Here is a 23,719-nt window from a genome sequence, read left to right on the forward strand (position 1 = left end):
TATTTGTTTAACCGTTTAACCGAATAAACGATTAAACAAATCAACTTATTTTAAAGTCTCTGACTCATATTTTTAACCATCATTTCTTTCCATGGTCTGAAATCGCCTGCTAAGATATGTTTTCTGGCTTCACGAACCAACCACATGTAAAAACCAAGATTGTGAATAGTCGCAATTTGTTTTCCTAAATACTCGTTAGCTGCAAATAAGTGACGTAAATACGCTTTTGTATATTCTGTATCCACAAAAGTATGTCCCATTTCATCGATTGGAGAAAAATCAGCTTCCCACTTTTTATTCTTGATGTTAATAGTTCCGTTTGCTGTAAACAACATACCGTTTCTGGCATTACGGGTTGGCATAACACAATCGAACATATCAATTCCTAAAGCAATATTTTCTAAGATATTAATCGGAGTTCCAACTCCCATTAAATAACGTGGTTTGTCCTCAGGTAAAATTTCGCAAACTACTTCGGTCATGGCATACATTTCTTCTGCAGGTTCTCCTACAGACAAACCTCCAATTGCATTTCCTTGTTGTCCTGCATTTGCAATATATTCTGCCGACTGACGACGTAAATCTTTATAAGTACTTCCCTGAACAATTGGAAAAAATGTTTGTTCGTATCCATATTTATAAGGCACTTTATCCAAATGATTGATACAACGATCTAACCAGCGGTGGGTCATGTGCATCGAACGCTGTGCATATCTGTAATCACACGGATAAGGCGTACATTCATCAAAAGCCATGATAATATCGGCTCCAATAGTACGTTGAATTTCCATTACGCTTTCCGGCGAAAAAAAGTGGTACGAACCATCAATATGAGATTTGAACTTTACTCCTTCTTCCTTAATTTTTCTGTTATTAGAAAGGGAATACACCTGATATCCTCCAGAATCCGTTAAAATATTACGATCCCAATTCATAAATTTATGCAATCCACCTGCTTTCTCCAGAATTTCGGTCTGCGGACGTAAATACAAATGATAGGTATTTCCAAGAATAATATCCGGATTGATATCGTCTTTAAGTTCTCGCTGATGCACTCCTTTTACAGAAGCCACCGTCCCGACAGGCATAAAAATAGGCGTTTCGATTACGCCGTGATCTGTAGTAATACTTCCCGCTCTTGCTTTAGATTGCGGATCTCTTTGTAATAAATCAAACTTCATCTGTTTCTTTTTTCAGTCGGCAAAGATAAGCTAATTTCAGAGAAAATTAATTAGATAATTTGGCAATTAGAAAATTAGATAATTTGGATGTTGGATTGTTAGATTATTGGATCGCTGGAATTTTAGATAGTCCGATTATTTAGGCAACTTTATTTTTAATGCAGTCAGAAACCTGAAACTTTTAAACTTGAAACTTTTAAACTTGAAACTTTTAAACCTGAAACCTGAAACCATTAATGCGTATTTATCATGAAAAAAATCTAATTTTGATAAAACAGAAAATCCGCTTAATCTCCTCTATACAAAAAGACAACTAAAAATGAACCTAGCACAAAAACTTGGATATCCTGAAAATACTAAACTATTAATTATTCATGCTGATGATGCCGGCCTGTCGCATTCTGAAAATCAGGCAACCATAAAAACACTGCAAAATGGCTATGTAAACTCTTACAGCATAATGGTTCCCTGCCCATGGTTTTTCGAAATGGCAAATTTTGCCAAAGACAATCCGCAGTACGATTGTGGTATTCACCTCACCTTAACCTGCGAATGGGAGAATTACAAATTTGGTCCGGTTCTTCCACTTTCTGAGGTTTCAAGTTTAACAGATCAAAATGGTCATTTCTACAAAAACAGAACTGATTTTAAAAACAATGCAAAACTTCCTGAAATCAGGAAAGAACTTACTGCTCAGATCGAAAAAGCTTTACAATTCGGAATACAGCCTACCCATCTTGATTCACACATGTGTAGCATCGGTGTAACTCCTGAAATTTTAGAAATTTATAAAGAACTTGGAAAACAGTACAATCTTCCAGTTTTCATTAACAAACAATTTGTTGAATCCATAAGTTTATCTAACGAAAAATATAATTTTGAAGACACTCTTCTCGCTGATCATTTATTGATTGGATATTTTTCGGACTTTGAAAAAGGGGAATTAAGAAAATCATACTCTAAGGCACTGGATAATGCCCTCCCGGGATTAAATGTATTTCTGCTTCACCCTGCTTTTGACGATTTTGAAATGCAGGGCATCACCCTAAATCATCCTAATTTTGGTTCGGCCTGGCGACAAATTGACTTTGACTTTTTTACCAGTGAAGAATGCGGTACAAAACTGAAAGAAAATAACATTCAACTGGTGACCTGGCGAGAGATTGGATCAATTGGATAATTAGATAATTTGGCAATTAGTCATTTCTCCTTTTTGCAATCTCATAAAAACGGGATGACACACAAAACGTGCTTTGAAATCATGGTGACGCCTCTTTTTTACTTTATAAAATCGAAACATTCCCTTTTTTTCTCTGTAGGAAGACAAAAAAGAGTGATTATTTCATTTTTACAGGAAACTAAAGCGAAAAATCATTTGTCTCCCCGCAAAATAAAAATTACTTTTGCACCAGTTTAACTTTTACACATAAAATGAAGCCTAACACACAACAATTAAGCGATTTAACTATCCAAGTAAGAAGAGACATTCTTCGAATGGTACATGCTGTCAACTCAGGTCACCCAGGTGGTTCATTAGGTTGTACTGAATTTTTGGTAACACTCTACCAAAACATTATGGAACGCAAAGAAGGTTTTGATATGAACGGAATTGGAGAAGATCTTTTCTTCCTTTCAAACGGACATATTTCTCCTGTTTTTTATAGCGTATTAGCACGTAGCGGTTATTTCCCTGTTTCAGAACTTGCCACTTTCAGATTACTAAACTCTCGTTTGCAAGGACATCCAACAACTCATGAAGGATTACCTGGAATTCGCATGGCTTCTGGTTCATTAGGACAAGGTTTATCTGTAGCTATTGGCGCTGCCGAAGCAAAAAAACTAAACAAAGACAATCATTTAATTTACAGCTTACACGGAGATGGTGAATTACAAGAAGGTCAAAACTGGGAAGCGATCATGTATGCTTCTGCTAAAAAAGTAGACAACCTTATTGCAACTGTAGACGTTAACGGAAAACAAATTGACGGAACAACTGACGAAGTTTTAGCAATGGGAAGTCTTCGTGCAAAATTTGAAGCTTTTGACTGGGACGTTCTTGAAATTAAAGAAGGAAACAATATCGAAGCTATTATTGCAGGTTTAAACGATGCAAAATCAAGAACCGGAAAAGGAAAACCAGTTTGTATTTTGCTATATACAGAAATGGGTAACGGAGTTGATTTTATGATGCACACACATGCATGGCATGGTAAAGCACCAAACAACGATCAGTTGGCAAGTGCTCTGGCTCAAAACACATCAACTTTAGCAGACTATTAAAAACAGCTTTAAGCCTTAAGCAGTAAGCTTTATGCCTATTGCCTACAGCCTATTGCGTACAGCAAAAAAACAAAAATGAAAAAATATACAAATACAGGAAGTAAAGATACTCGTTCGGGTTTTGGAGCGGGAATGACTGAACTAGGTCAAAAGAACGAAAATGTTGTAGCATTATGTGCGGATTTAATTGGATCATTAAAATTTGATGATTTCAAAAAAAATCACCCGGAACGTTTCTTTCAAATCGGAATCGCTGAAGCAAATATGATCGGAATCGCTGCAGGTTTAACTATTGGAGGAAAAATTCCTTTTACAGGAACTTTCGCTAACTTTTCTACAGGAAGAGTTTATGACCAAATCCGTCAATCAGTTGCTTATTCTGATAAAAACGTAAAAATTTGTGCTTCTCACGCTGGTTTAACACTAGGTGAAGACGGAGCAACACACCAAATTCTTGAAGATATTGGGTTAATGAAAATGTTACCTGGAATGACTGTAATCAATACTTGCGATTACAATCAGACTAAAGCTGCTACTTTAGCATTAGCAGATCACCACGGACCGGCTTACTTGCGTTTCGGTCGTCCGGTAGTACCTAACTTCACTCCTGCTGATGAGCCTTTCGTAATTGGAAAAGCCATTTTATTAAACGAAGGAACTGATGTAACTATCGTTGCAACTGGACACTTGGTTTGGGAGGCACTTATTGCTGCCGAAGCTCTTGAAGCAAAAGGAATCTCTGCTGAAGTAATCAACATCCACACCATTAAACCTCTTGATGAAGAAGCCATTCTAAAATCATTAGCTAAAACAAAATGTGTGGTAACCGCCGAAGAACACAACATCCTTGGAGGTCTTGGTGAAAGCGTTTCAAGAGTATTAGCGCTAAACAATCCTGCACCGCAAGAATTTGTTGCTGTTAACGACAGTTTTGGTGAATCTGGAACTCCGGAGCAGCTAATGGAAAAATACAAATTAAACAATCAGGCGATCGTTGAAGCTGTAGAAAGAGTAATCAAAAGAAAATAATCACTTCATTTTCTTACTTTATAAAAAACCCCGAAAAGCAATTTTCGGGGTTTTTCATTTTAAAACCTCTCCTTAAGAGAGAATTAGAACATATTTCACCTTACCTTCATCTTTATAAAATTTCTTTTTACTTCACACAGATTTTGCAGATTTTAATTTTAGAAACTAGCAATGTCTCTTTCTAAATCTGTATAAGACAAAAAAGACTCTGAATGTATTGAGATTAGAGTTTACAATACTTTGTACCACGCTTTTATTTCAAATATATTCTCATTGAGATCCAGAACGAATCTTAAAACTGATTTACGTTTTTTTTAAGCAAAAATCTGCCGAATCTGCGCGAAAACAAATCTTCAAATTCCTGATTAAACAGATAAAAAGCATCGTCTTTCAAGTCATAAAAAAAACCTCGAAATCACTTTCGAGGTTTTATCTTTTATACAAGCTAAAATTTAGTTCTGCTTAAAAGGATATGTTTTATCCAAATGAATCTTTAATCTTGGCTTATCCGTATAATCTGCTTCTATAAATTTTCTTGCATTGGTATACGATTCCGGCTTGCTAGGGTCAGTAAGCGCCCCTGTTGGTCTTCTAGGAATACCCCTCGGCTCTGTTTCATCAACATTTGGAGTTAGAGGATTATCTACAGTTGGCTCCCAAGGATAATACTTACTAGCACCATAATTAATTCCATTTACAATCCCTACTTCAGTTGCTGGTTTCGTAATTTCAAATCGGGTTGTAAAACCATCTCCGTCATCGTCCAGATCAAGGAAGTCTGAAATTCCATCACCATCTGTATCATCTGCTAATCCGGCTGGAGGATTTGGATATTTTGTTTTATTGATACCAAAATCATACAAATAACCATCGCCATTAAGATCTTCTAAATAATCCGGAATACCATCTCCAACTACAAGTCTGTCACCATTTGCTGAAGTACTTACTTCATTATCCATTCTTTGAAGATCATACAATTTAAAGCTAAAAACTATTGGAGAATATGCCGGGATAGCATCTTTAACATCACCATAATACGCCAGTCCTGAAGGTAAAAACATCACTCCGGCACCAAAACCACTGTAGGTAATAACCCCATTACTATCCGTACTTGAAGTACCCGTTTTAAACTTCGGAAAAATCTCTGACCAGCCTTCAATTACAGTCTTTTCAACCGCATATGGGAACAAATTAAAAACTACCTGATTATTATTGGAAGTATCGAAAACTGTCCCATTCAATAAATTACCAGAGTAAGAAGATACAATTTTATCTGTATTTGTTGGAGAACTGCCAACTCCTTTTCTCAAGGTTAAATAATAGACTTTATAAGTAACATCATTACTATATACGTCTCTTGTATCTAAAACATACGTTTTCTGATCCCAAATGGAAACATTTCCGTCGCCGGGAACTATTTTCTTTATCACTACATCCTGATCTTGCGGATTACCAGGACTATTTGTCACAATGATATAATTTGTCTTTAAATATTTGACAATAGAATCATTATCAGCTTTATACTGCGTAGCATAATCTCTTAACGGAGTAATCACCACCTCATCATCATCCTTTTTACTACAAGAAACAAACGAAATACCTGCAAGCAATAAAATAAAATAATATTTAAATTTATTCATTATTGTTAATTTTTTAGGTGCGCAAGATACAATATTGATTTATTTTTGTAAAGATTTTAACTTCGATTTTAGAAAAATTATGAGAATAGATAAATACCTCTGGTGCGTACGATATTACAAGACCAGAAACATGGTTACGGAGGCCTGCAAAAAGAACCATATCACTGTAAACGGGCAAGTTGCCAAACCATCCAAAGAGGTTTTCCCAACCGACAGAATTACTTTTAGAAAGGATCAGATTACACAAATTATAACTGTACTCGATATTCCTGAAAGCCGTGTTGGAGCAAAACTGGTTGATATATATCGAAAAAACGAAACTCCGCCTGAAGCATATGCTCATCTGGAATTACTAAAACTATCAAAAGAACATTATCGTAAAAGCGGTACCGGAAGGCCGACCAAAAAAGACCGTCGTGATATTGACGAATATGGAAATGAGATTTTTGACGAGGAAGAAGACGTTTAAAATTCAAATTCCAAATTTCAAAATTCAAAATTCAAAATTCAAACCTTACGTCCGTAAAAATTTCACAGATAAAATCATAAAAATTCCATTATCAAAATTGGAATTTGGATTTTTCATATTGGAATTTAAATTAATTATATTAGCAAAAAAATAAATCATGAGCAAAAATATCATTTTAACCAATCAGGAAATCGAACACAAAATAAAGCGTATCGCTTATCAGATATACGAAACTTTTGTTGATGAAGACGAAGTTGTTATTGCAGGAATTGCTTCAAATGGTTCTGTTTTTGCTCAAAAGCTTGCCTTATCTTTAGGAAGTATTTCAACTCTAAAGATCTCCCTTTGCGAAGTTAAAGTCGACAAACAAAATCCGCAATTACCTATACATACGTCATTAACCAAAGAAGAATACGAAAACAAAGGTCTGGTTTTAGTAGATGACGTTTTAAATTCCGGTACTACTTTAATATATGCTGTTCGTCATTTCTTAGATGTTCCGCTTAAGAAATTCAAAACAGCCGTATTGGTTGACAGAAATCACAAGAAGTATCCGGTAAAAGCCGATTTCAAAGGAATCTCTTTGTCTACTTCTTTATTAGAACACGTACAAGTTGTTTTTGATGATAATGGCGACAACTACGCTTTCTTAAGCTAAAATAGCTAAAATATCCTGAACCGTTTCTTCGACAGTTTTATCATCAACCGTAATCTTATATTGGGCCTGGTTGTAATAAAAGCTTCTGTCGAACAAATGTTTCGCGATAAATTCTTTCATTTCCTCTTCATTCATTTCAGCAATTAAAGGACGTTTGCTTTTATTATGAACCAATCTTCCATATAAAGTCTCAATAGAAGCCTTTAAATAGATTGAAACGACATCATCACCTTTTAATAATTCATGATTATTGGCGTAACAGGGTGTTCCTCCTCCTAAACCTATTATACTTTCTTCAGGAGACTGGAGCAATTCTACAAACATTTCATGTTCTAATTTTCTAAAATAAATCTCTCCATGTTTCTCAAAAATCTCATTTATTGATAAATTGGTTCTGTCTTCGATGCATTTGTCCAAATCCAGAAATGGAATATTTGTAATTTTTGACATATTTTGGGCAATCGTTGACTTCCCGCACCCCATATATCCTAACAATATAATTTTTTTCATTTTAATAATACCTTATAAACTAAGACGTTGTAAATTTTACTTAAAAAAAGACAAATTTATAATAAATAAGCTTGGAAATAATAAAAAAAACTTCTTATATTTGCACCCGCGTTCAAGAAACGAATATGACTCGATAGCTCAGTTGGTAGAGCACATCACTTTTAATGATGGGGTCCTGGGTTCGAGCCCCAGTCGGGTCACAAATTGTGACTCACAATATAAGTTTCTTGATAGCATTGACTCGATAGCTCAGTCGGTAGAGCACATCACTTTTAATGATGGGGTCCTGGGTTCGAGCCCCAGTCGGGTCACAAAGGTCGAGTATTAATTTACTTGACCTTTTTTAATTTTCGGCCATGTGGAGAAACGGTAGACTCGCCATCTTGAGGGGGTGGTGCTCGCAAGGGCGTGAGGGTTCAAATCCCTCCATGGTCACTAAAAAAGGTAAATTACACAAATTGTAATTTACCTTTTTTTATTTACAACCTCTGTTTCAGCATATTAATTCTTTATTAAATTTTACTTGAAATAAGGTTGGATATATCCAAAATAACTTCTTATATTTGCACCCGCGTTCAAGAAACGAATATGACTCGATAGCTCAGTTGGTAGAGCACATCACTTTTAATGATGGGGTCCTGGGTTCGAGCCCCAGTCGGGTCACAAACTGTGATTCACAATACAAGTTTCTTGAAAGCAATGACTCGATAGCTCAGTCGGTAGAGCACATCACTTTTAATGATGGGGTCCTGGGTTCGAGCCCCAGTCGGGTCACAAAAGGTCAAGTATTAATTTACTTGACCTTTTTTTATTTCTAAGCCATACCTTAAAACATTAGACGCTATTGTGGTAAATTGAGCCCCAAAGTTTACAATCCTTTAAAGCCACTCCCTATTACAACCTTGAAATCAACAAATCCGGATTTGAAGCCGGAAAACTTAACAGAAGATAGAATGTTTTAAATATCTTTGAACTATAAACCTATCAACACAGCCAAAACAAATTAAACAAAGCACAACCTTAATCATCTACTTTTCGAGAATCTAATGAAATTCTATTTTTCGCTGCTGCTTATTTTTGTTTTTCCATATTTCTGCACTGCACAGATCGACACAACTTACATCAAACCTTTTGAAAATAAAGCTTCCGTAAGAACCTATTTGTCGATGAAATTCATTTCGTTACAACAGGAAACTGAAGGAGACATAAAAAGATTCATGCCCAATACACCAATGAGCTTAGGTTTTGGTGTTTCTGTAAAAAACACTATAATCGACTTTAGTTACGGTTACGGACTAAGTTTTCTGAAAGACAAAGAAAAAGGAAGAACCAAAGCACTCGATTTTCAGATTCATAACTACGGAAGAAAATTCATAATTGATCTTTTCATTCAAAAATACCACGGTTTCTATACGGCCGATGATGCCGACAAAAACATACAATTATACCCTGATCTCAAAATCCAGCAATATGGCGCTTTTGGACAATATGTTTTTAACAACAAAAAATTCTCCTATAAAGCGGCCTTTGTTCAAAACGAAAGACAATTAAAATCAGCCGGAAGTTTCCTGCTTGGTGGAGGAGTTTATTTTTCGAAAATAGGCTCTGATAGCTCTTTTGTACACAAATCTAAAAATTCACTGCGCAATTTTCAATTTGGAATTAGCGGAGGCTATGCGTACACCTGGGCAATTAGCAAAAGATGGTTTACCAGCGGATCAGTAACCCTAGGCGCAAATGTTGGCACCGAAAGAATAAATGATTTCGGAAAACAAAAAATCGAAATTTACCCCACATTTTTTCCCAGAATTGCCTTGGGCTATAACAAAGAGAGATGGTCACTTGGTATGTCCTATCTCAATAATTCTACATTCTCTGCTTTCTCTGACAATAACGAAAACAACATTGGCTTGTCTTCTGGAAATTTCCAGATTGGCGCCATCTGGAGGTTAAACACCACCCCTTTTTTAAGTAAGAAGAAACCGGAATAAAATATCGATCCTTCTCTTCAAAAAAAAATAATAAATATTTGACAAAAGCACTTCTTTTGCAAAACAAAACTTCATTAAATTCGTTTCCTGAATTATTAACCTACTAACTAATCCCAAATTGGTTTATGAAAAAATTTCTATTAGTATCATTTATTATGATCACCTGCTCTACCTGGGCACAATCTGCAACCGGCTATTTTGATAAAGCCCTGAAAAAAGCTGAAGCCGGCAATACAAAAGGAGCGATTGCCGATTATACAAAAGCCATCAGCATGAATTCAAAATTTGTAGAGGCCTATCAAAATCGAGGTGTTGCAAAATTAAAACTCAATGACCTTAAAGGCGCCCTTGCTGATTTTAGCAAAACCATCGACTTAGACAGCATGAATGCCGACGCCTTTACCGGAAGAGCAAACGTAAACTACAAGTTAACGAATTTTAAAGAAACCGTTGCGGACTGTACCTCATCTCTAGGTTTAAATCCAAAAGATTACATCGCTTATAATCTGAGAGGTTTGGCTTATAACAAAATCGGAGATCAGAAAAATGCCTGCAAAGATTTTACAAAAGCAATAGAATTAGGCAGCCAAAGCGCTATCAAAAACAAATCAACTTTTTGCAAATAGAGTAAAATCTTATCGCAATAAAAACAAAAGCAATCTGTAGTATTTCTATTTACAGATTGCTTTTTCTTTACAGCCCATTTCCTGATCTCGCAGATATTTTTACATTTGTTGTTAAATCCAATCTGCAATGGCGCTTCTCAAGAAAATAAACAAAAAAGCTCAACCCGACATTAACTCCGGTTTCGGATCAAATGCAAACAGCTACGGAAGCCGTTTTGTAAACAAAAACGGAACGCCTAATGTCGAAAAAAGAGGAATGCATCTACTTCGTCGCATTAGCTGGTACCACACCATGATCGATATGCCAAACTGGAAATTCATGCTTATCCTTTTTTCGTTTTATATCGGTATCAATTTTATTTTTGCACTTGCTTATTATGCTATCGGGATTGAAAATCTTAACGGAATTAAACAATCAGAAGGCATACTGATTCAGTTCGGACAGGCTTACTTTTTTAGCGCGCAGACTTTTACCACTGTAGGATACGGACATATAAGCCCTACCGGATTTTTAACGAGCGCTCTTTCTGCTGCCGAAGCTTTGATTGGATTACTGAGCTTCGCCATAGCAACCGGCCTGTTCTTTGGAAGATTCAGCAAACCAACCGCTTTTTTAAAGTTTGCCGATCATGCATTAATTTCACCTTACCAAGATAAGAGAGGGCTCATGGTACGTCTTGTTCCTTTTAAAAACACCAATTTTACTGACGCAACTGCCAGAATGACTCTGGGATTAAGTCTGGAAGAAAATGGTCAAAAAACCAATAAGTTCTACAGCCTAGACCTTGAACTGGAACGTATAAATGCTCTTTCATTAAGTTGGACGCTGGTACATCCCATCACAGAAAGCAGTCCGCTATATAATTTTACAGAAGAAGATTTTAAAAAGCTACATGGCGAAATATTGGTTTTTATTACCACTTTCGATGACATGTACAGCAATACTGTAGCTGCAAGAACTTCTTATACTTTTGATGAAGTAATTTACGGTGCCAAATTTGAAACAATGTATAACAGAAGTAAAGACGGTTCTAAAACGATCCTTCATTTAGACAAATTAAATCATTATCAATCTGTAAATCTCTCGTAACCTGTGGATTTCAACCAAGTTATAAAGGTAATTTGAGATTTTATTCTATTTTTGTTCACCAATTAGCGAAAAATGATAAACAATATTAAAACTGTTTTCAGCATAAAAGATCTTGAAAACTTATCCGGAATAAAAGCACATACCATTCGCATCTGGGAAAAAAGATACAATATCTTAGAGCCCATGCGTACTGACACCAATATCAGGCTTTATAATTTGCAGAATCTTCAGAAACTTTTAAACATCACATTATTACACGAATACGGCTATAAAATATCTAAAATAGCAACCTATCCCGAAGAAAAAATTCCACAATTAGTTCGCGAAATCATCTCAAAGAAAAACTCACAAAATTACGCCATCACTTCGTTCAAAATGGCAATGATGAATTTTGATCAGGAAATCTTCTTCAATACTTTCGACTGGCTTATTTCTGAAAAATCATTTAGAGAAGTCTTTAAAGACAATTTCCTTCCTCTGCTAAAAGAATTGGGTTTATTATGGCAATCCGAAACCATAACTCCGGCAAACGAGCATTTTATGAGCCATCTGATCAAGCAGAAGATCTTAATTTATACAGAAAGCCTGCAGATCCTAAAACCCACGAAAACCGATCGAATTTTTGTACTTTCTCTTCCGTTGAATGAAATCCATAAAATAGGCTTACTTTACTTGCAGTACGAGATTTTACTAAAAGGATATAAGACCATTTATCTGGGCGAAAGCATGCCTATTGAAAACCTGCAAGATTTAACCAAACATTTCGAGAACATTACCTTTGTATCTTTCATGACTGTTCAACCGGATCGCAACGTAATCAACCAATATGTCAAATCGATGGGACAAAAGTTGCTCCAAAAGAACAATGAGATTTGGCTTATGGGAAACATGGTCGAACATATCGATCAGAAAATTTTATCAGAAAGAATACGCGTTTTTGATTCTATGGACGAAACAATCAGTATGCTGTAATATTTTTGTTTAAAGTTTTTGTATATTTGTTAAACAAATGAAAAAAACTATAGCAATAATAGGTTCAGGCTTTTCTTCTCTAGCCGCTTCATGTTATCTCGCACAGCAAGGTAATACGGTAACTATTTATGAGAAAAACGAAACTATTGGAGGCAGAGCCAGACAGTTTAAAAAAGAAGGCTTTACTTTCGACATGGGGCCAAGCTGGTATTGGATGCCGGATGTTTTCGAACGTTTTTTTCAGGATTTCAATAAAAACTCTTCCGACTATTACGAGCTCATCAAACTGAATCCGGCTTACCGGGTGTATTTTGGTTTGAATGACTTCATTAGTATTTATGACAATTTAGAAGAAATAAAAAACACTTTTGAAGAGATCGAAACAGGAAGTGGTGAAAAACTTCAAAAATTCATCAATCACGCCAAAAGCAATTATGACATTGCCATCAAAGATTTGGTCTATCGTCCCGGAGTTTCGCCACTGGAGTTAATCACAATCGAAACAGCTTTCAAACTCAATCAGTTTATTAGTACTGTTAGCGTCGATATCCGAAAGCAGTTTAAGAACCAAAAACTCATCCAAATACTGGAGTTTCCCGTTTTGTTTTTAGGTGCAAAACCAACAAAAACCCCGTCTTTTTACAATTTTATGAATTATGCCGATTTTGGCTTAGGAACCTGGCATCCTAAAACCGGAATGTACGATGTGGTACGCGGAATCGAAAAACTGGCATTGGAATTAGGAGTAACGATTAAAACCAACTCTCCTATTGAAAAGATTATTGTTAAAGACAAAAAAGCCACAGGACTTTTAATGGACGGAAAAACGATAGAAGCGGATATTATTTTAAGCGGTGCCGACTATCATCATACCGAAACTTTGCTGGATATTGAACATCGCGCTTATTCAGAAAAATACTGGGAAAGCCGCACTTTTGCTCCCTCTTCCCTTCTCTTTTTTGTGGGATTCAATAAAAAAATAGCCAACGTCACACACCACTCTTTGTTTTTTGACGTTGATTTTAACCAACACGCAGCCGACATCTACGACGATCCGAAATGGCCCGAACAACCCTTGTTTTATGCCAATTTCCCCTCTAAAACAGATTCAACTGCTGCTCCGGAAGGAATGGAAAGCGGTTTTTTCCTCATTCCGTTAGCCCCCGGAATACAAGACAATGAACAACTTCGTGAAGTCTATTTTGAAAAAATAATCTCCAGATTTGAACAATTAACCGATCAACAAATAAAAAATAGCATTATATTTAAGAGATCATTTTGTAAAAACGATTTTGTCGACGATTACAATGCCTATAAAGGCAATGCTTACGGAATGGCCAATACACTATTGCAAACCGCTTTTCTAAGGCCCAAACTAAAAAGTAAAAAAGTTCGTAATTTATATTTTACGGGACAGTTAACTGTTCCCGGCCCTGGTGTTCCTCCTGCTTTAATTTCAGGAAAATTAGCAGCTGAGTTAATTCAAAAATCTTTTAGTTCTTAACAAATGAAATCACTATTCGACACTGTTTCTTTTAAATGCAGCAAACTGGTTACTCAGAGTTACAGCACCTCATTTTCATTAGCAGTCAAAATGTTGTCACCAGGTATTCGCGATGCTATTTACAGCATTTACGGGTTTGTACGTTTTGCTGACGAAATTGTCGATTCTTTTCATGATTTTGAAAAAGAGAATCTCATCAATGATTTCGAGAAAGAATATTACAAAGCGATGCAAACAGGTATCAGCCTTAACCCTATTCTCAACTCTTTTCAGCATACCGTAAAACAGTACAACATTACTGATGATCTGATTCAGGCCTTTTTAAAAAGCATGAAACTCGATCTTGTGAAGTCAAGTTACCCTACTCATACTGAATATGAAGATTACATTTACGGTTCGGCCGATGTAGTTGGCTTAATGTGTCTGAAGGTTTTTGTAAAAGGAAACGAGCAAAAATACGAACAGCTCAAAAATGAAGCCATGCGATTGGGATCGGCCTTTCAAAAGGTTAATTTCCTGAGAGATCTGAAAGAAGATAATTTGGTCTTAAACCGAAATTACTTTCCGGGAATTGATCTAAATTCTTTTGACGAAGAAGCTAAAACGAATATTATTGCTGAAATCGAAGAGGATTTCAGAATCGCTTTTCAGGGTATTGTAAAACTTCCAATCGACGCTAAATTTGGTGTTTATACTGCTTACATTTATTACCGAAAACTGCTTCAGAAGCTTAAAAACACCCCTTATTACGAAATTGGAAACTCGAGAATCAGAGTTTCTAATTATACCAAAGCCGGGCTTTTAGCACAGTCTTTTGTAACCTACAAATTAAAGTTAGTTTAAAATCAATTTCTAATACAGAGAAAATTAACTTTTATTAGCTAAAACGTAAATTCAAGACATACAAAATGGTTTCTTTTTTAATTTTTTTAGGTGTTTTTTTATTCATGGAATGTGTCACCTGGCTCACTCACAAGTACATCATGCACGGGCTGATGTGGTATTTTCATGCAGATCACCATCAACCCAAATACGAAAACACTTTTGAACGCAACGATATTTTCTTTGTCCTATTTGCCATCCCCAGTATTATTCTTTTTTACTTTGGTGTTGAGGGCGGATTCAACTACTTATTTTTTATTGCCAGTGGAATAACGCTTTATGGTGTGTGTTATTTTTTGATTCACGATGTTCTGATTCATCAGCGTTTTAAATGGTTTAAAAACACCAAAAACAAATACTTAATTGGCTTGCGAAAAGCACATAAAATACACCACAAGCACTTAGGCAAAGAAGACGGGGAATGTTTCGGGATGTTGTTTGTTCCTTTTAAATATTATAAAATTTAAATTGATTTTATGAAAGTATACAAAATAGAAACCGTACAGCATGTAAACGCTACTGTTGAAGAATGTTGGGATTTTTTTTCAAGTCCGAAAAATCTCCAAACGATAACACTGGATAATATGAGTTTCGAAATTCAGGATTTTGACAACAAACGCATGTATCCCGGACAAATTATCACCTATACTTTAAAACCTCTTTTGGGCATTAAAATTAACTGGATGACCATCATCACGGTTTCAAAGGAGAACCAATATTTTGTCGACGAACAGCGATTTGGCCCTTACGCTTTATGGCATCACAAACACTTTTTCGAGCCCACAGCAACCGGAACAAAAATGATTGATGTGGTGCATTACGCTTTACCATTAGGGTATCTGGGCAGAATCATGAACAGTCTTATTGTTAAAAATAAACTCAAAACTATTTTTGATTATCGTTACAATAAAATCGAAGAACTATTCAATTCAAAAGCTTAAATCAGTATAAATCTTTTCACTGAGATAAAAAATCTAGCAGAACATCATACAATGACAAAACAAAAAGTTTCTTTTTTCTGGTTCCGACGTGATTTACGTTTAGAAGACAATACCGGACTTTTCCATGCCCTGCAATCGGATTTCCCGGTAATTCCACTGTTTATTTTTGATGATGAAATTCTGGAAAACCTTCCCAAAAATGATGCACGCGTTCAGTTTATTCTGGAGTCACTTCAAAAAATAAACGAACAACTAAAAGCAATTGATTCTTCCATTCTGATTAAAAAAGGAACTACAAGTAAGGTCTGGGAATCACTTACAACTGAATTTGACATTCAGCACGTTTTTTTCAATAAAGATTACGAGCCTTTTGCTATCAAACGTGATGCTGCTATTCAGCAATTATTAGCACAACACCATATCACAACTTCCTCATTCAAAGATCATGTGATTTTTGAAGAAAAGGAAATTACAAAAGCGGACGGACTTCCTTACACCGTTTATACACCCTACAAAAACAAGTGGCTGGAAAAATACCATCTTTCAGGACAGGCTCCGGAATTTGATACCAAAATTGGTTATGAAAACTTCAGTAAAAATCAGTTTATTTTTCCGGAATTAGCCCAAATTGGTTTTGAAAAAAGCACTATAAAAGTACTTCCTCCGGATTTAAGTCAAATTTCTAATTACAAAGAAACACGTGATTTCCCGGCTGAGGACAGTACTTCCTACCTTTCACCGCATTTGCGTTTTGGAACGGTTAGCATTCGCAAACTCGTAAATTGGGCCAATAGAAAAAACCAAACCTTTTTAAGCGAACTTATTTGGAGAGAATTCTTCATCCAGATTTTATTTAGCTTTCCAAATGTTGTGAATCACAATTTTAAATCGGCTTACGACGGCATTCAATGGCGTAATAACGAAGAAGATTTTAAACGCTGGTGTTCCGGAACTACGGGTTACCCAATGGTCGATGCCGGAATGCGTCAGCTAAACGAAACGGGATATATGCACAATCGGGTTCGCATGGTAGTGGCCAGCTTTTTATGCAAACATTTACTCATCAACTGGCAATGGGGTGAGGCGTACTTTGCCGAAAAATTATTGGATTTCGAATTGGCTTCCAATGTAGGCAACTGGCAGTGGGCAGCAGGAACAGGCTGTGATGCTGCACCCTATTTCAGAGTTTTCAATCCCGAAATTCAACAAAAGAAGTTTGACGAGAAAGGAATCTACATTCGCAAATGGATTCCGGAATTTGACTTAGGCTACAACGAACCAATGGTAGACCATGCGTTTGCAAGAGATCGTGCCATTGAAACTTATAAAAAAGGGATTTTGAAATAGTTTTTTTGTTTCAGGTTTCAAGTTTCAAGTTTCAGGTTTTATTGCAACGTGAAACCTGAAACAAAAAAACTCTATTTAATACTTCATATAATTCTCTACAACAATCTTCGCTTTCAAATCAAACATCAGATTGTACAATCCGAAGAAAGTTCTGTTCATATAGATAAAATGTTTGGAACCTCTGTTTCCGTTCATTTTTTTAAGATTGGTATCGTTGGTAAAACGCTCTCCTAATTTGGCAATATTGTCAAAGAAAGTCTCATCTGAAAAATCAAAGGTTTCTTTCTGAAACGGCTGGGTAAAAAGAGACAATAAATCATGAAACATTTCAGTAAAATAGGCAATCTCAGAAGCCGAATCATCGGGACGAAGAATTTCCAGTTCAAATAATTTCTGATTGAAAAGTGTTTCGTCAGTGATTACATTTTTATTGATCAATTCAAAGTAAGGCACATAAAAATCATCCGGAATTTGTTTCATACAGCCAAAATCCAGCGCAATTAACTGATTGTTTTCATCCACCAGAAAATTTCCCGGATGCGGATCGGCATGCACTTTTCTTAAAACATGAATTTGGTACATATAAAAATCCCAAAGCGCCTGACCTAATTTATCACCCACTTCCTGATCTGAATTTTTAGCGGTAAACTCCGAAAGATGCAGACCGCTCATCCAGTCCATGGTGATAATTTTCTCTGATGAAAACTCAGGATAATAATTCGGAAAAAGTATGTTTTCGATTTTACTGCAGGCTTGTACCACTTCCTGACTTTGTTGAAGTTCCAACAAATAATTGGTTTCTTCAATCAGTTTATCTTCAACTTCTTTAAAATATTTATCAGAATCTTTTCCCTGCAAATTAAACATTCTGATCGCAATAGGTTTTACCAGAGCCAAATCAGACGAGATGCTATTAGCAACTCCAGGGTACTGAATTTTAACGGCTAGTTTTTTACCGTCTTTAACCGCTAAATGTACCTGACCGATACTAGCTGCATTGACCGAATTGGCATTAAACTCATCAAAAATTTCATAGGGAGTTTTTCCGAAATTGGTTTTAAAAGTTTTCAAAACCAGAGGTGCAGAAAGCGGCGGTACTGAAAATTGCGATAATGAAAATTTCTCTACATAAGCCTGAGGCAGAAAGTTCTTGTCCATGCTCAGCATTTGAGCCACTTTAAGTGCGCTTCCTTTCAAACTTTTGAGTCCGTCATAAATATCTTCCGCATTGTTTTCATTCAGCTTGTCACGAGTCAAATCTGAGTTTACCATTTTCTCAGCATAATGCTTAATATAGTTCACTCCGATTTTTGCACCCGTTTGCACTAATTTACTGGCTCTTTCTATTTTTGAGGTAGGTATATAATCGATCGTTTTCATTACTTACTGTATATTTTTTCTTTAAACAGAAATTTTCCAAAATCAATTAAATAATTCATTGGGGCTACATTCATCAATTCGAAGGATGCGTTAACTGATTTTTCAATAAAAATATCCGTTTTTTCGAATGCTGCCGAAGAATCCTCCATCCAGAATTTTATGGTCATCATTAATTGCAGCCAGGCCGATTCCTGAAGGGCTTTTTCCTGAAATTTTTGAAATTTTTCCTGTTCCAGTCTGTAATCATCAGTCAATATTTCCGAAACATATTCTTTAAAAGCCTCACGAAGCGAAGTCAGTTGTACTAAATTTTTAAGTGGATTTCTGTCTATTTTGAGAGATTGCAGGACATAACTTCTGTTGGCCGTTAAAATCTCAAAAAATGTATAATAGAAACTCAACATCTTGTTTTTCATATCATACTCGTGATAATCTGCGTTTTTGTGCAGCAAATCAACTGTATTCGCAAAAAACAGTCTGAATATTTCTTTTTCTAAACCTTCTAATGTTCCAAAAAAAGCATAAAACTCTGCCTCAGTAAAACCATTTTCTTTTGCAAAATGATAAACCGATTTTGGTTTTTGCCCCTTTTCTAAAACTTCATCCATGTATTTTGAAACGATATCTTCTCTTGTGATAGCCTTATTTTTAGTTGCCATTTCATTAAAATTTAGAATTTGCCTTAAAGGTAAGGAATGTTTAAGTACCTTTACTTTGCCTTAAACAAAATGCACTGTTAAATATATTATAAACTATCATGGCAAAAAATGTTTTATTAACCGGAGGCACTGGATTTGTTGGGAAACAACTTACCGATCTACTCACTGACAGTGGTTTTACGGTATCGATTTTGAGCCGTAGCGCACGAGAAAACACCTCATTAATCACCTATTATAAATGGAATTTAAAAACGAATTATATCAACGAAGAAGCAATTCTTCAGGCTGATTATATTATCCATTTAGCAGGCGAAGGAATTGTTGAGAAGAGATGGACTAAAAGACGTAAAAAAGTCATTGTAGAAAGCCGTGTACAACCCATCGATCTTATTTATTCGATCTTAAAGAAAAACAATAAAGTTCCGGAGGCTTTTATCTCGGCTTCGGCGGTTGGAATTTACGGAGCTGTCACCAGTTCTGTTATCTGTACGGAAGACACGCCTCCTGCAACCGATTTTTTAGGCATTACCTGCGTTGAATGGGAACAGGCCACAGATAAAATTACTTCTTTAGGAATTCGAACTGCTAAAATCAGAACGGGGATTGTTTTGGGAAGAAATGAAGGTTTTCTAAAAAAACTGGGACCCAATTTCAAAGCCGGTTTCGGTGCCATTTTGGGCACGGGAAAACAATATCTTCCCTGGATTCATATCGATGATTTATGTCAGATTTATCTAAAAGCACTTACTGATGAAACGATAAAAGGTCCGTACAATGCCTGCGTGACAGACAATACTACGAACCTTAGTTTTTCAAAAATGCTTGCCAGCTTATACGGTTATAAAATCTGGCTCCCAAAAGTACCCGCCTTTATTCTTAAAATTGTTTTAGGCGAAATGAGCGAGGCTGTCTTAAAAGGACAGAGGGTTTCCTCTGAAAAGATACAAAAGACAGGATTTGAATTTCAATTTACCGATTTAGAAGGCGCGCTGGTCAACTGCCTCAATTAGTCATTTTAGCGTTAGATATACCGGATCATCACTTTTAATTACTCCCGTTAATTCAGTATTCACCGTTTTAGCAATCTTAACGGCTATTCTGTTCGGAATTTCGATATTATAATCAGAGATCAAAATTGGAAAATCGGAAATGATCTGGATTCCGTCACCCACTTTTTTAATAAGTGCATTTACCAGAATTTCTCTTGATTTTCCCTTCATCGAAAGTTTTCCTTTAATTTGATATTCCTTTTCGATTTCGTCTATGTTTTTTAGATCAAATTTTTGAATTTTTCCTTTAAAAACAGCTTTCGGATAACGATGGCTTTCCATATAATTTTCATTAAAATGTTCCTGCATCAGGTCTAATTTAAAACGAAAATCTTTAATAAAAACGGTACAGATAAAAGTACTCGTTTTGGGCTCAACAATAATTGTGACCTGTCTGTTTACAGCTTTTACATCTTCGAAAAAGGGCACTGATGCTTCAAAATTTATGGTTCCCGTACTGGTAAAAAATTTATCCTGAGCCATAACGGAATGAGCTGTAAACAGTAAAATAAGTAATGTAATTTTTTTCATAATCGTTAACAATTAAACAATTATGTCATTCGATCTTTTTCTATTTTTAAGAAGAGAAACAACTGGACTTAAGATAAGTTAAAAAATAGAATGGCAGTACTCCGTGAAAAAACAGTAACCCAATCATTTATACTTAAAGTTACGATTTTTTCAGGATTACGGTTGCCTATTTACTGCTAAATATTTGTGAATGTTTTACCTGCCTAAAAATCAATTCTGATACCGTTTACTGGCACTCCAATTATGACATCAGAAACTCCACGAAATCTTATTGCACTGGTGTACAGATTTCAATTAAAAATCCATCCAGATCACGTACATAGGCCACTACTTGTCCCCATGGTTTCTGAGTAGTTTCTTTGACCAGTGTCGCTCCTGCTGAAATTGCTTTCTGTACTAATTCCTCGACATCATCGGTTATAAAACCCAATTCGATGGCAAAAGGTTTCTGCTCCGGTTTACTTTCGATAAAACCGTCTTTCAGATTTTGGGCTGCTAATTCTTTTGAAGCAAACGAAAGGGTTGTTTCTCCTGTACTCAATTCGCCATAATCCGCCTCCGGAGTTACAAATTTTCTTGAAAATCCAAATGCATTTTCATAAAACGAAATTGATTTTTCTACATCTTCAACGTATAGAATTGTATAGCCAAACTTTACCATTTGTATTTGATTTGATTGTAAATTATTTTAATTGGGTGTATGTACATAAAAAATCTTTTTTAACACATAGAAACATAGTTTATTAACCGAAAAAAGCGTTTCACTTCTAATAAAACGCAGAAGACTATATTTCTCTCTTTTCTTTTCTCTTTCTTCTTTTTTCTTTTTAAAAAACCCATCTCACTATTTATCAAAAGAACTCACCTCTAAAGCCCTACCTTAGTGAATTTCTAAAAGCACATTGTACTGATTTAAATTTGCCAGATCTTCGATAGAATTAACGTCTGTCATTCTTGCATGTTCTTCTACTTCTTTTTTAGATTCGATTTGTTTGATGCATTTCCTAAAGCGTCTCACCTCTTCTAAATTAGACAAAATAAGTCCGGGAACAGGCACACTTTTCCCTTCATTATCTTTAGCCACCATGGTAAAATAAGAAGAATTACAATGTTTGATGGCTCCCGTTTGGATGTTCTCAGCTTCCACACGAATTCCCACAATCATAGAACTTCTTCCCACGTAATTTACCGATGCTTTCATAGTTACTAATTCTCCAACCTCAATAGGTTTTAAAAAGTTTACCGTATCCACAGAAGCGGTTACGCAATAGTTGCCACTAAATTTTGAGGCTGATGCAAAAGCAATCTGGTCTAACAGCTGTAAAATATATCCTCCGTGAATTTTTCCACTAAAGTTAGTATGCGAAGGCAACATTAATTCTGATATACTTATTTTCGATGAAGAAACGTGTTTGAAATCTGCAGTCATAATTTTTTATTTGTATTTGAATGGAAAGGTTTCTTTGCGAACAGCTTTGATAAAACTCCATTTTTAATTTAAAGATTGATTTTCATCTGAATTAGAAGCTCTTGCAATAATATTTTCAGGAAGCGATTTTTTAGCCTTCGCTCCCATTTTTTTTAATTTTTCGACACTTGAAATCAGATTTCCTCTTCCGTCTACCAACTTGCTCATGGCATTTTCGTATTCCGTTTTTGTGTCTTTTATTTTATTTCCAATACGTACCAAATCGGTAACAAATCCCTCAAATTTGTCGTATAATGCTCCTGCTTGTCTGGCAATTTCAAAGGCATTTTCCTGTTGTTTTTGATTGGTCCACATACTATCAATAGTTCTTAAAGTCGCCAGTAAGGTTGTAGGAGTTACAATAACGATGTTTCGATCAAACGCTTTATTGTACAAGGTCGAATCTTCATTTAAAGCAATCGCAAAAGCAGGTTCAATGGGGATAAACAATAAGACAAAATCCGGGCTCTCGATTTGATACAAATCATGATAATTTTTGCTTCCCAACTGCTCGACATGTCTTTTAATAGAGTTTACATGTTCTTTGAGGAAGTCCATTTTAAGAATTTCAGATTCTTCATTGATCCATTTTTCATAAGCAACCAGAGAAACTTTTGAATCGACGATCATCTTTTTACCGTCGGGTAAATTGATTACAACATCGGGCAAAACTCTGTTTCCTTCAGCATTTGTAAAACTTTGCTGTACTTCGTATTCTCTCCCCTTTTCTAAACCGGATTTTTCTAAAACACGTTCTAAAACCAATTCGCCCCAGTTCCCCTGCATTTTACTGTCACCTTTCAAAGCCTTCGTTAAATTCAGGGTTTCTTTACTCATTTGGGCATTCATTTCACTCAATCCTAAAATCTGCTGACGCAAAGCCGCATGATAATCAATACTTTCTTTGTGAGTTTGTTCTACCTTTTTTTCGAATCCCTGAATTTTATCCTGCAAAGGCAGCAGGATATTTTTCATGTTTTCACTATTCTGCTCCGTAAACTTTGCCGATTTCTCTTCCAGAATTTTATTCGCCAGGTTTTCAAATTCTTTGGTAAATTTCTCCTGAAGTTCGCTTACTTCATTCTTTTGTTCTTTATGACGTTCCCACAAGTTTTCAAAATCAACTTCTTTTTTAGAAAGCTGAATTGCGAGACTGTCTTTTTCGGTTCGGATATTCTCTTTTTCAGAACTGCTCAGATGAAGCTGTTTTTCGAAACTTCTTCTTTCGTTTTCAAACTGCTCTTTCTGAATTTGTAATTGATTTGTGGTGGCACTCAACCTTTCTTCCAGACTCACTTTTTCGGATTGAAATCGTGCAGCAAATAACGTCTTTCCTAAATATATCCCTAGAAATAACGCAGCTGTGAAGGCTAACAAATACGGAAGAAATTCAAACATGATTACATTTTTATATAAAGTAAAAGTACACAATAATACGCAGTGCTTTATTCAAAATTAGAAATTTCACGAATCCCTAATCTCGAAAAATGAAATCATTATTGTAAAAAAATA

The 23,719-nt window shown here is 35.6% G+C and carries 24 protein-coding genes and 5 tRNA genes; 20 read left to right on the forward strand and 9 right to left on the reverse strand.

The features are described from left to right. Positions 1-50: 50 nt before the first annotated feature. The gene (gene tgt / locus B0A80_RS01765) at positions 51-1,181 is read right to left on the reverse strand and encodes a tRNA guanosine(34) transglycosylase Tgt (protein ID WP_017498446.1); all 1,131 of its coding nucleotides are present in this window, start codon (positions 1,179-1,181) and stop codon (positions 51-53) included. Between the two features lie 319 nt (positions 1,182-1,500). Here tgt and B0A80_RS01770 point away from each other — a divergent pair, with 319 nt between their 5' ends. The 3 genes from B0A80_RS01770 (at position 1,501) to B0A80_RS01785 (ending at position 4,490) form a co-directional block, all read left to right on the forward strand. Next, positions 1,501-2,361, forward strand: coding sequence for a polysaccharide deacetylase family protein (locus B0A80_RS01770; RefSeq protein WP_089076215.1), 861 nt, complete (start codon positions 1,501-1,503; stop codon positions 2,359-2,361). 251 nt (positions 2,362-2,612) lie between these two features. Continuing rightward, positions 2,613-3,461 carry a transketolase gene (locus B0A80_RS01780; protein WP_017498448.1) on the forward strand — a complete coding sequence of 283 codons (849 nt, stop codon included), beginning with the start codon at positions 2,613-2,615 and terminating at the stop codon, positions 3,459-3,461. Positions 3,462-3,536: 75 nt separating this feature from the next. Continuing rightward, the gene (locus B0A80_RS01785; protein WP_017498449.1) at positions 3,537-4,490 is read left to right on the forward strand and encodes a transketolase family protein; all 954 of its coding nucleotides are present in this window, start codon (positions 3,537-3,539) and stop codon (positions 4,488-4,490) included. Between the two features lie 452 nt (positions 4,491-4,942). Here the strand turns inward: B0A80_RS01785 and B0A80_RS01790 are convergent, their stop codons facing one another. Further along, complete coding sequence (locus B0A80_RS01790) at positions 4,943-6,130, reverse strand: FKBP-type peptidyl-prolyl cis-trans isomerase (protein WP_070907574.1); 1,188 nt, start codon at positions 6,128-6,130, stop codon at positions 4,943-4,945. A 79-nt stretch (positions 6,131-6,209) separates the two neighbouring features. On the opposite strand from B0A80_RS01790, the gene B0A80_RS01795 reads away from it, so the two are divergent. Together B0A80_RS01795 and B0A80_RS01800 are read left to right on the forward strand one after the other, a co-directional pair. Next, complete coding sequence (locus B0A80_RS01795) at positions 6,210-6,599, forward strand: RNA-binding S4 domain-containing protein (protein WP_017498451.1); 390 nt, start codon at positions 6,210-6,212, stop codon at positions 6,597-6,599. Between the two features lie 157 nt (positions 6,600-6,756). After that, entirely contained in the window at positions 6,757-7,257 is a 501-nt protein-coding gene (locus tag B0A80_RS01800) for a phosphoribosyltransferase domain-containing protein (protein ID WP_017498452.1), read from the forward strand. Here the strand turns inward: B0A80_RS01800 and B0A80_RS01805 are convergent. Continuing rightward, on the reverse strand, positions 7,249-7,767 hold the full coding sequence (locus B0A80_RS01805) for a shikimate kinase (RefSeq protein WP_089076217.1): 519 nt from the start codon (positions 7,765-7,767) through the stop codon (positions 7,249-7,251). The genes B0A80_RS01800 and B0A80_RS01805 overlap by 9 nt on opposite strands. Positions 7,768-7,894: 127 nt before the next feature. Between B0A80_RS01805 and B0A80_RS01810 the strand changes: the two genes are divergently transcribed. From B0A80_RS01810 to B0A80_RS01875, 14 genes are all read left to right on the forward strand, one after another. Then, positions 7,895-7,967: transfer RNA gene (locus tag B0A80_RS01810), tRNA-Lys, on the forward strand. A gap of 38 nt (positions 7,968-8,005) precedes the next feature. Continuing rightward, a tRNA-Lys gene (locus B0A80_RS01815) sits at positions 8,006-8,078 on the forward strand. A 41-nt stretch (positions 8,079-8,119) separates the two neighbouring features. Beyond that, positions 8,120-8,202 (forward strand) — tRNA-Leu (locus B0A80_RS01820). 155 nt (positions 8,203-8,357) lie between these two features. After that, a tRNA-Lys gene (locus B0A80_RS01825) sits at positions 8,358-8,430 on the forward strand. Positions 8,431-8,468: 38 nt separating this feature from the next. Next, positions 8,469-8,541 (forward strand) — tRNA-Lys (locus B0A80_RS01830). A gap of 272 nt (positions 8,542-8,813) precedes the next feature. Continuing rightward, positions 8,814-9,758, forward strand: a complete 945-nt coding sequence (locus tag B0A80_RS01835) for a DUF4421 family protein (protein ID WP_089076218.1) — start codon at positions 8,814-8,816, stop codon at positions 9,756-9,758. Positions 9,759-9,883: 125 nt separating this feature from the next. Next, positions 9,884-10,384 carry a tetratricopeptide repeat protein gene (locus tag B0A80_RS01840; RefSeq protein ID WP_165607929.1) on the forward strand — a complete coding sequence of 167 codons (501 nt, stop codon included), beginning with the start codon at positions 9,884-9,886 and terminating at the stop codon, positions 10,382-10,384. A gap of 127 nt (positions 10,385-10,511) precedes the next feature. Continuing rightward, positions 10,512-11,474 carry an ion channel gene (locus B0A80_RS01845; protein WP_070907581.1) on the forward strand — a complete coding sequence of 321 codons (963 nt, stop codon included), beginning with the start codon at positions 10,512-10,514 and terminating at the stop codon, positions 11,472-11,474. Between the two features lie 72 nt (positions 11,475-11,546). Further along, positions 11,547-12,446, forward strand: coding sequence for a MerR family transcriptional regulator (locus B0A80_RS01850; RefSeq protein WP_017498457.1), 900 nt, complete (start codon positions 11,547-11,549; stop codon positions 12,444-12,446). Positions 12,447-12,483: 37 nt separating this feature from the next. Next, entirely contained in the window at positions 12,484-13,950 is a 1,467-nt protein-coding gene (locus B0A80_RS01855; protein WP_089076219.1) for a phytoene desaturase family protein, read from the forward strand. 3 nt (positions 13,951-13,953) lie between these two features. Next, the gene (locus B0A80_RS01860; RefSeq protein WP_089076220.1) at positions 13,954-14,793 is read left to right on the forward strand and encodes a phytoene/squalene synthase family protein; all 840 of its coding nucleotides are present in this window, start codon (positions 13,954-13,956) and stop codon (positions 14,791-14,793) included. 65 nt (positions 14,794-14,858) lie between these two features. Next, complete coding sequence (locus B0A80_RS01865; protein WP_089076221.1) at positions 14,859-15,299, forward strand: sterol desaturase family protein; 441 nt, start codon at positions 14,859-14,861, stop codon at positions 15,297-15,299. Positions 15,300-15,308: 9 nt separating this feature from the next. Further along, positions 15,309-15,773 carry an SRPBCC family protein gene (locus B0A80_RS01870; RefSeq protein ID WP_089076222.1) on the forward strand — a complete coding sequence of 155 codons (465 nt, stop codon included), beginning with the start codon at positions 15,309-15,311 and terminating at the stop codon, positions 15,771-15,773. A gap of 51 nt (positions 15,774-15,824) precedes the next feature. Beyond that, positions 15,825-17,120: a cryptochrome/photolyase family protein gene (locus B0A80_RS01875; RefSeq protein ID WP_089076223.1), complete on the forward strand. Its 1,296-nt coding sequence runs from the start codon at positions 15,825-15,827 to the stop codon at positions 17,118-17,120. Positions 17,121-17,195: 75 nt separating this feature from the next. Here the strand turns inward: B0A80_RS01875 and B0A80_RS01880 are convergent, their stop codons facing one another. Together B0A80_RS01880 and B0A80_RS01885 are read right to left on the reverse strand one after the other, a co-directional pair. Further along, positions 17,196-18,500 (reverse strand): ABC1 kinase family protein, encoded by a 1,305-nt coding sequence (locus B0A80_RS01880; RefSeq protein ID WP_089076224.1) that lies wholly within the window; start codon positions 18,498-18,500, stop codon positions 17,196-17,198. After that, complete coding sequence (locus B0A80_RS01885; protein ID WP_089076225.1) at positions 18,500-19,159, reverse strand: TetR family transcriptional regulator C-terminal domain-containing protein; 660 nt, start codon at positions 19,157-19,159, stop codon at positions 18,500-18,502. The genes B0A80_RS01880 and B0A80_RS01885 overlap by 1 nt, the downstream gene beginning before the upstream one ends. A gap of 98 nt (positions 19,160-19,257) precedes the next feature. Here B0A80_RS01885 and B0A80_RS01890 point away from each other — a divergent pair, with 98 nt between their 5' ends. After that, the gene (locus tag B0A80_RS01890; RefSeq protein ID WP_089076226.1) at positions 19,258-20,169 is read left to right on the forward strand and encodes a TIGR01777 family oxidoreductase; all 912 of its coding nucleotides are present in this window, start codon (positions 19,258-19,260) and stop codon (positions 20,167-20,169) included. On the opposite strand, the gene B0A80_RS01895 is transcribed toward B0A80_RS01890, so the two are convergent. The 4 genes from B0A80_RS01895 to rmuC all read right to left on the reverse strand — a co-directional run bounded on the left by B0A80_RS01895 (position 20,170) and on the right by rmuC (position 23,605). After that, positions 20,170-20,739, reverse strand: a complete 570-nt coding sequence (locus B0A80_RS01895; RefSeq protein WP_089076227.1) for a YceI family protein — start codon at positions 20,737-20,739, stop codon at positions 20,170-20,172. Positions 20,740-21,007: 268 nt separating this feature from the next. Further along, positions 21,008-21,400 carry a VOC family protein gene (locus tag B0A80_RS01900; RefSeq protein ID WP_070907589.1) on the reverse strand — a complete coding sequence of 131 codons (393 nt, stop codon included), beginning with the start codon at positions 21,398-21,400 and terminating at the stop codon, positions 21,008-21,010. Positions 21,401-21,619: 219 nt separating this feature from the next. Next, a complete protein-coding gene (locus B0A80_RS01905; protein ID WP_026110234.1) occupies positions 21,620-22,168 on the reverse strand; it encodes an acyl-CoA thioesterase in 549 nt (182 codons plus the stop codon). Between the two features lie 63 nt (positions 22,169-22,231). Continuing rightward, positions 22,232-23,605: a DNA recombination protein RmuC gene (gene rmuC / locus B0A80_RS01910; protein ID WP_089076228.1), complete on the reverse strand. Its 1,374-nt coding sequence runs from the start codon at positions 23,603-23,605 to the stop codon at positions 22,232-22,234. Positions 23,606-23,719: the final 114 nt, after the last annotated feature.

This window comes from Flavobacterium tructae (assembly GCF_002217475.1).
Taxonomy (GTDB): Bacteria; Bacteroidota; Bacteroidia; order Flavobacteriales; family Flavobacteriaceae; genus Flavobacterium; species Flavobacterium tructae.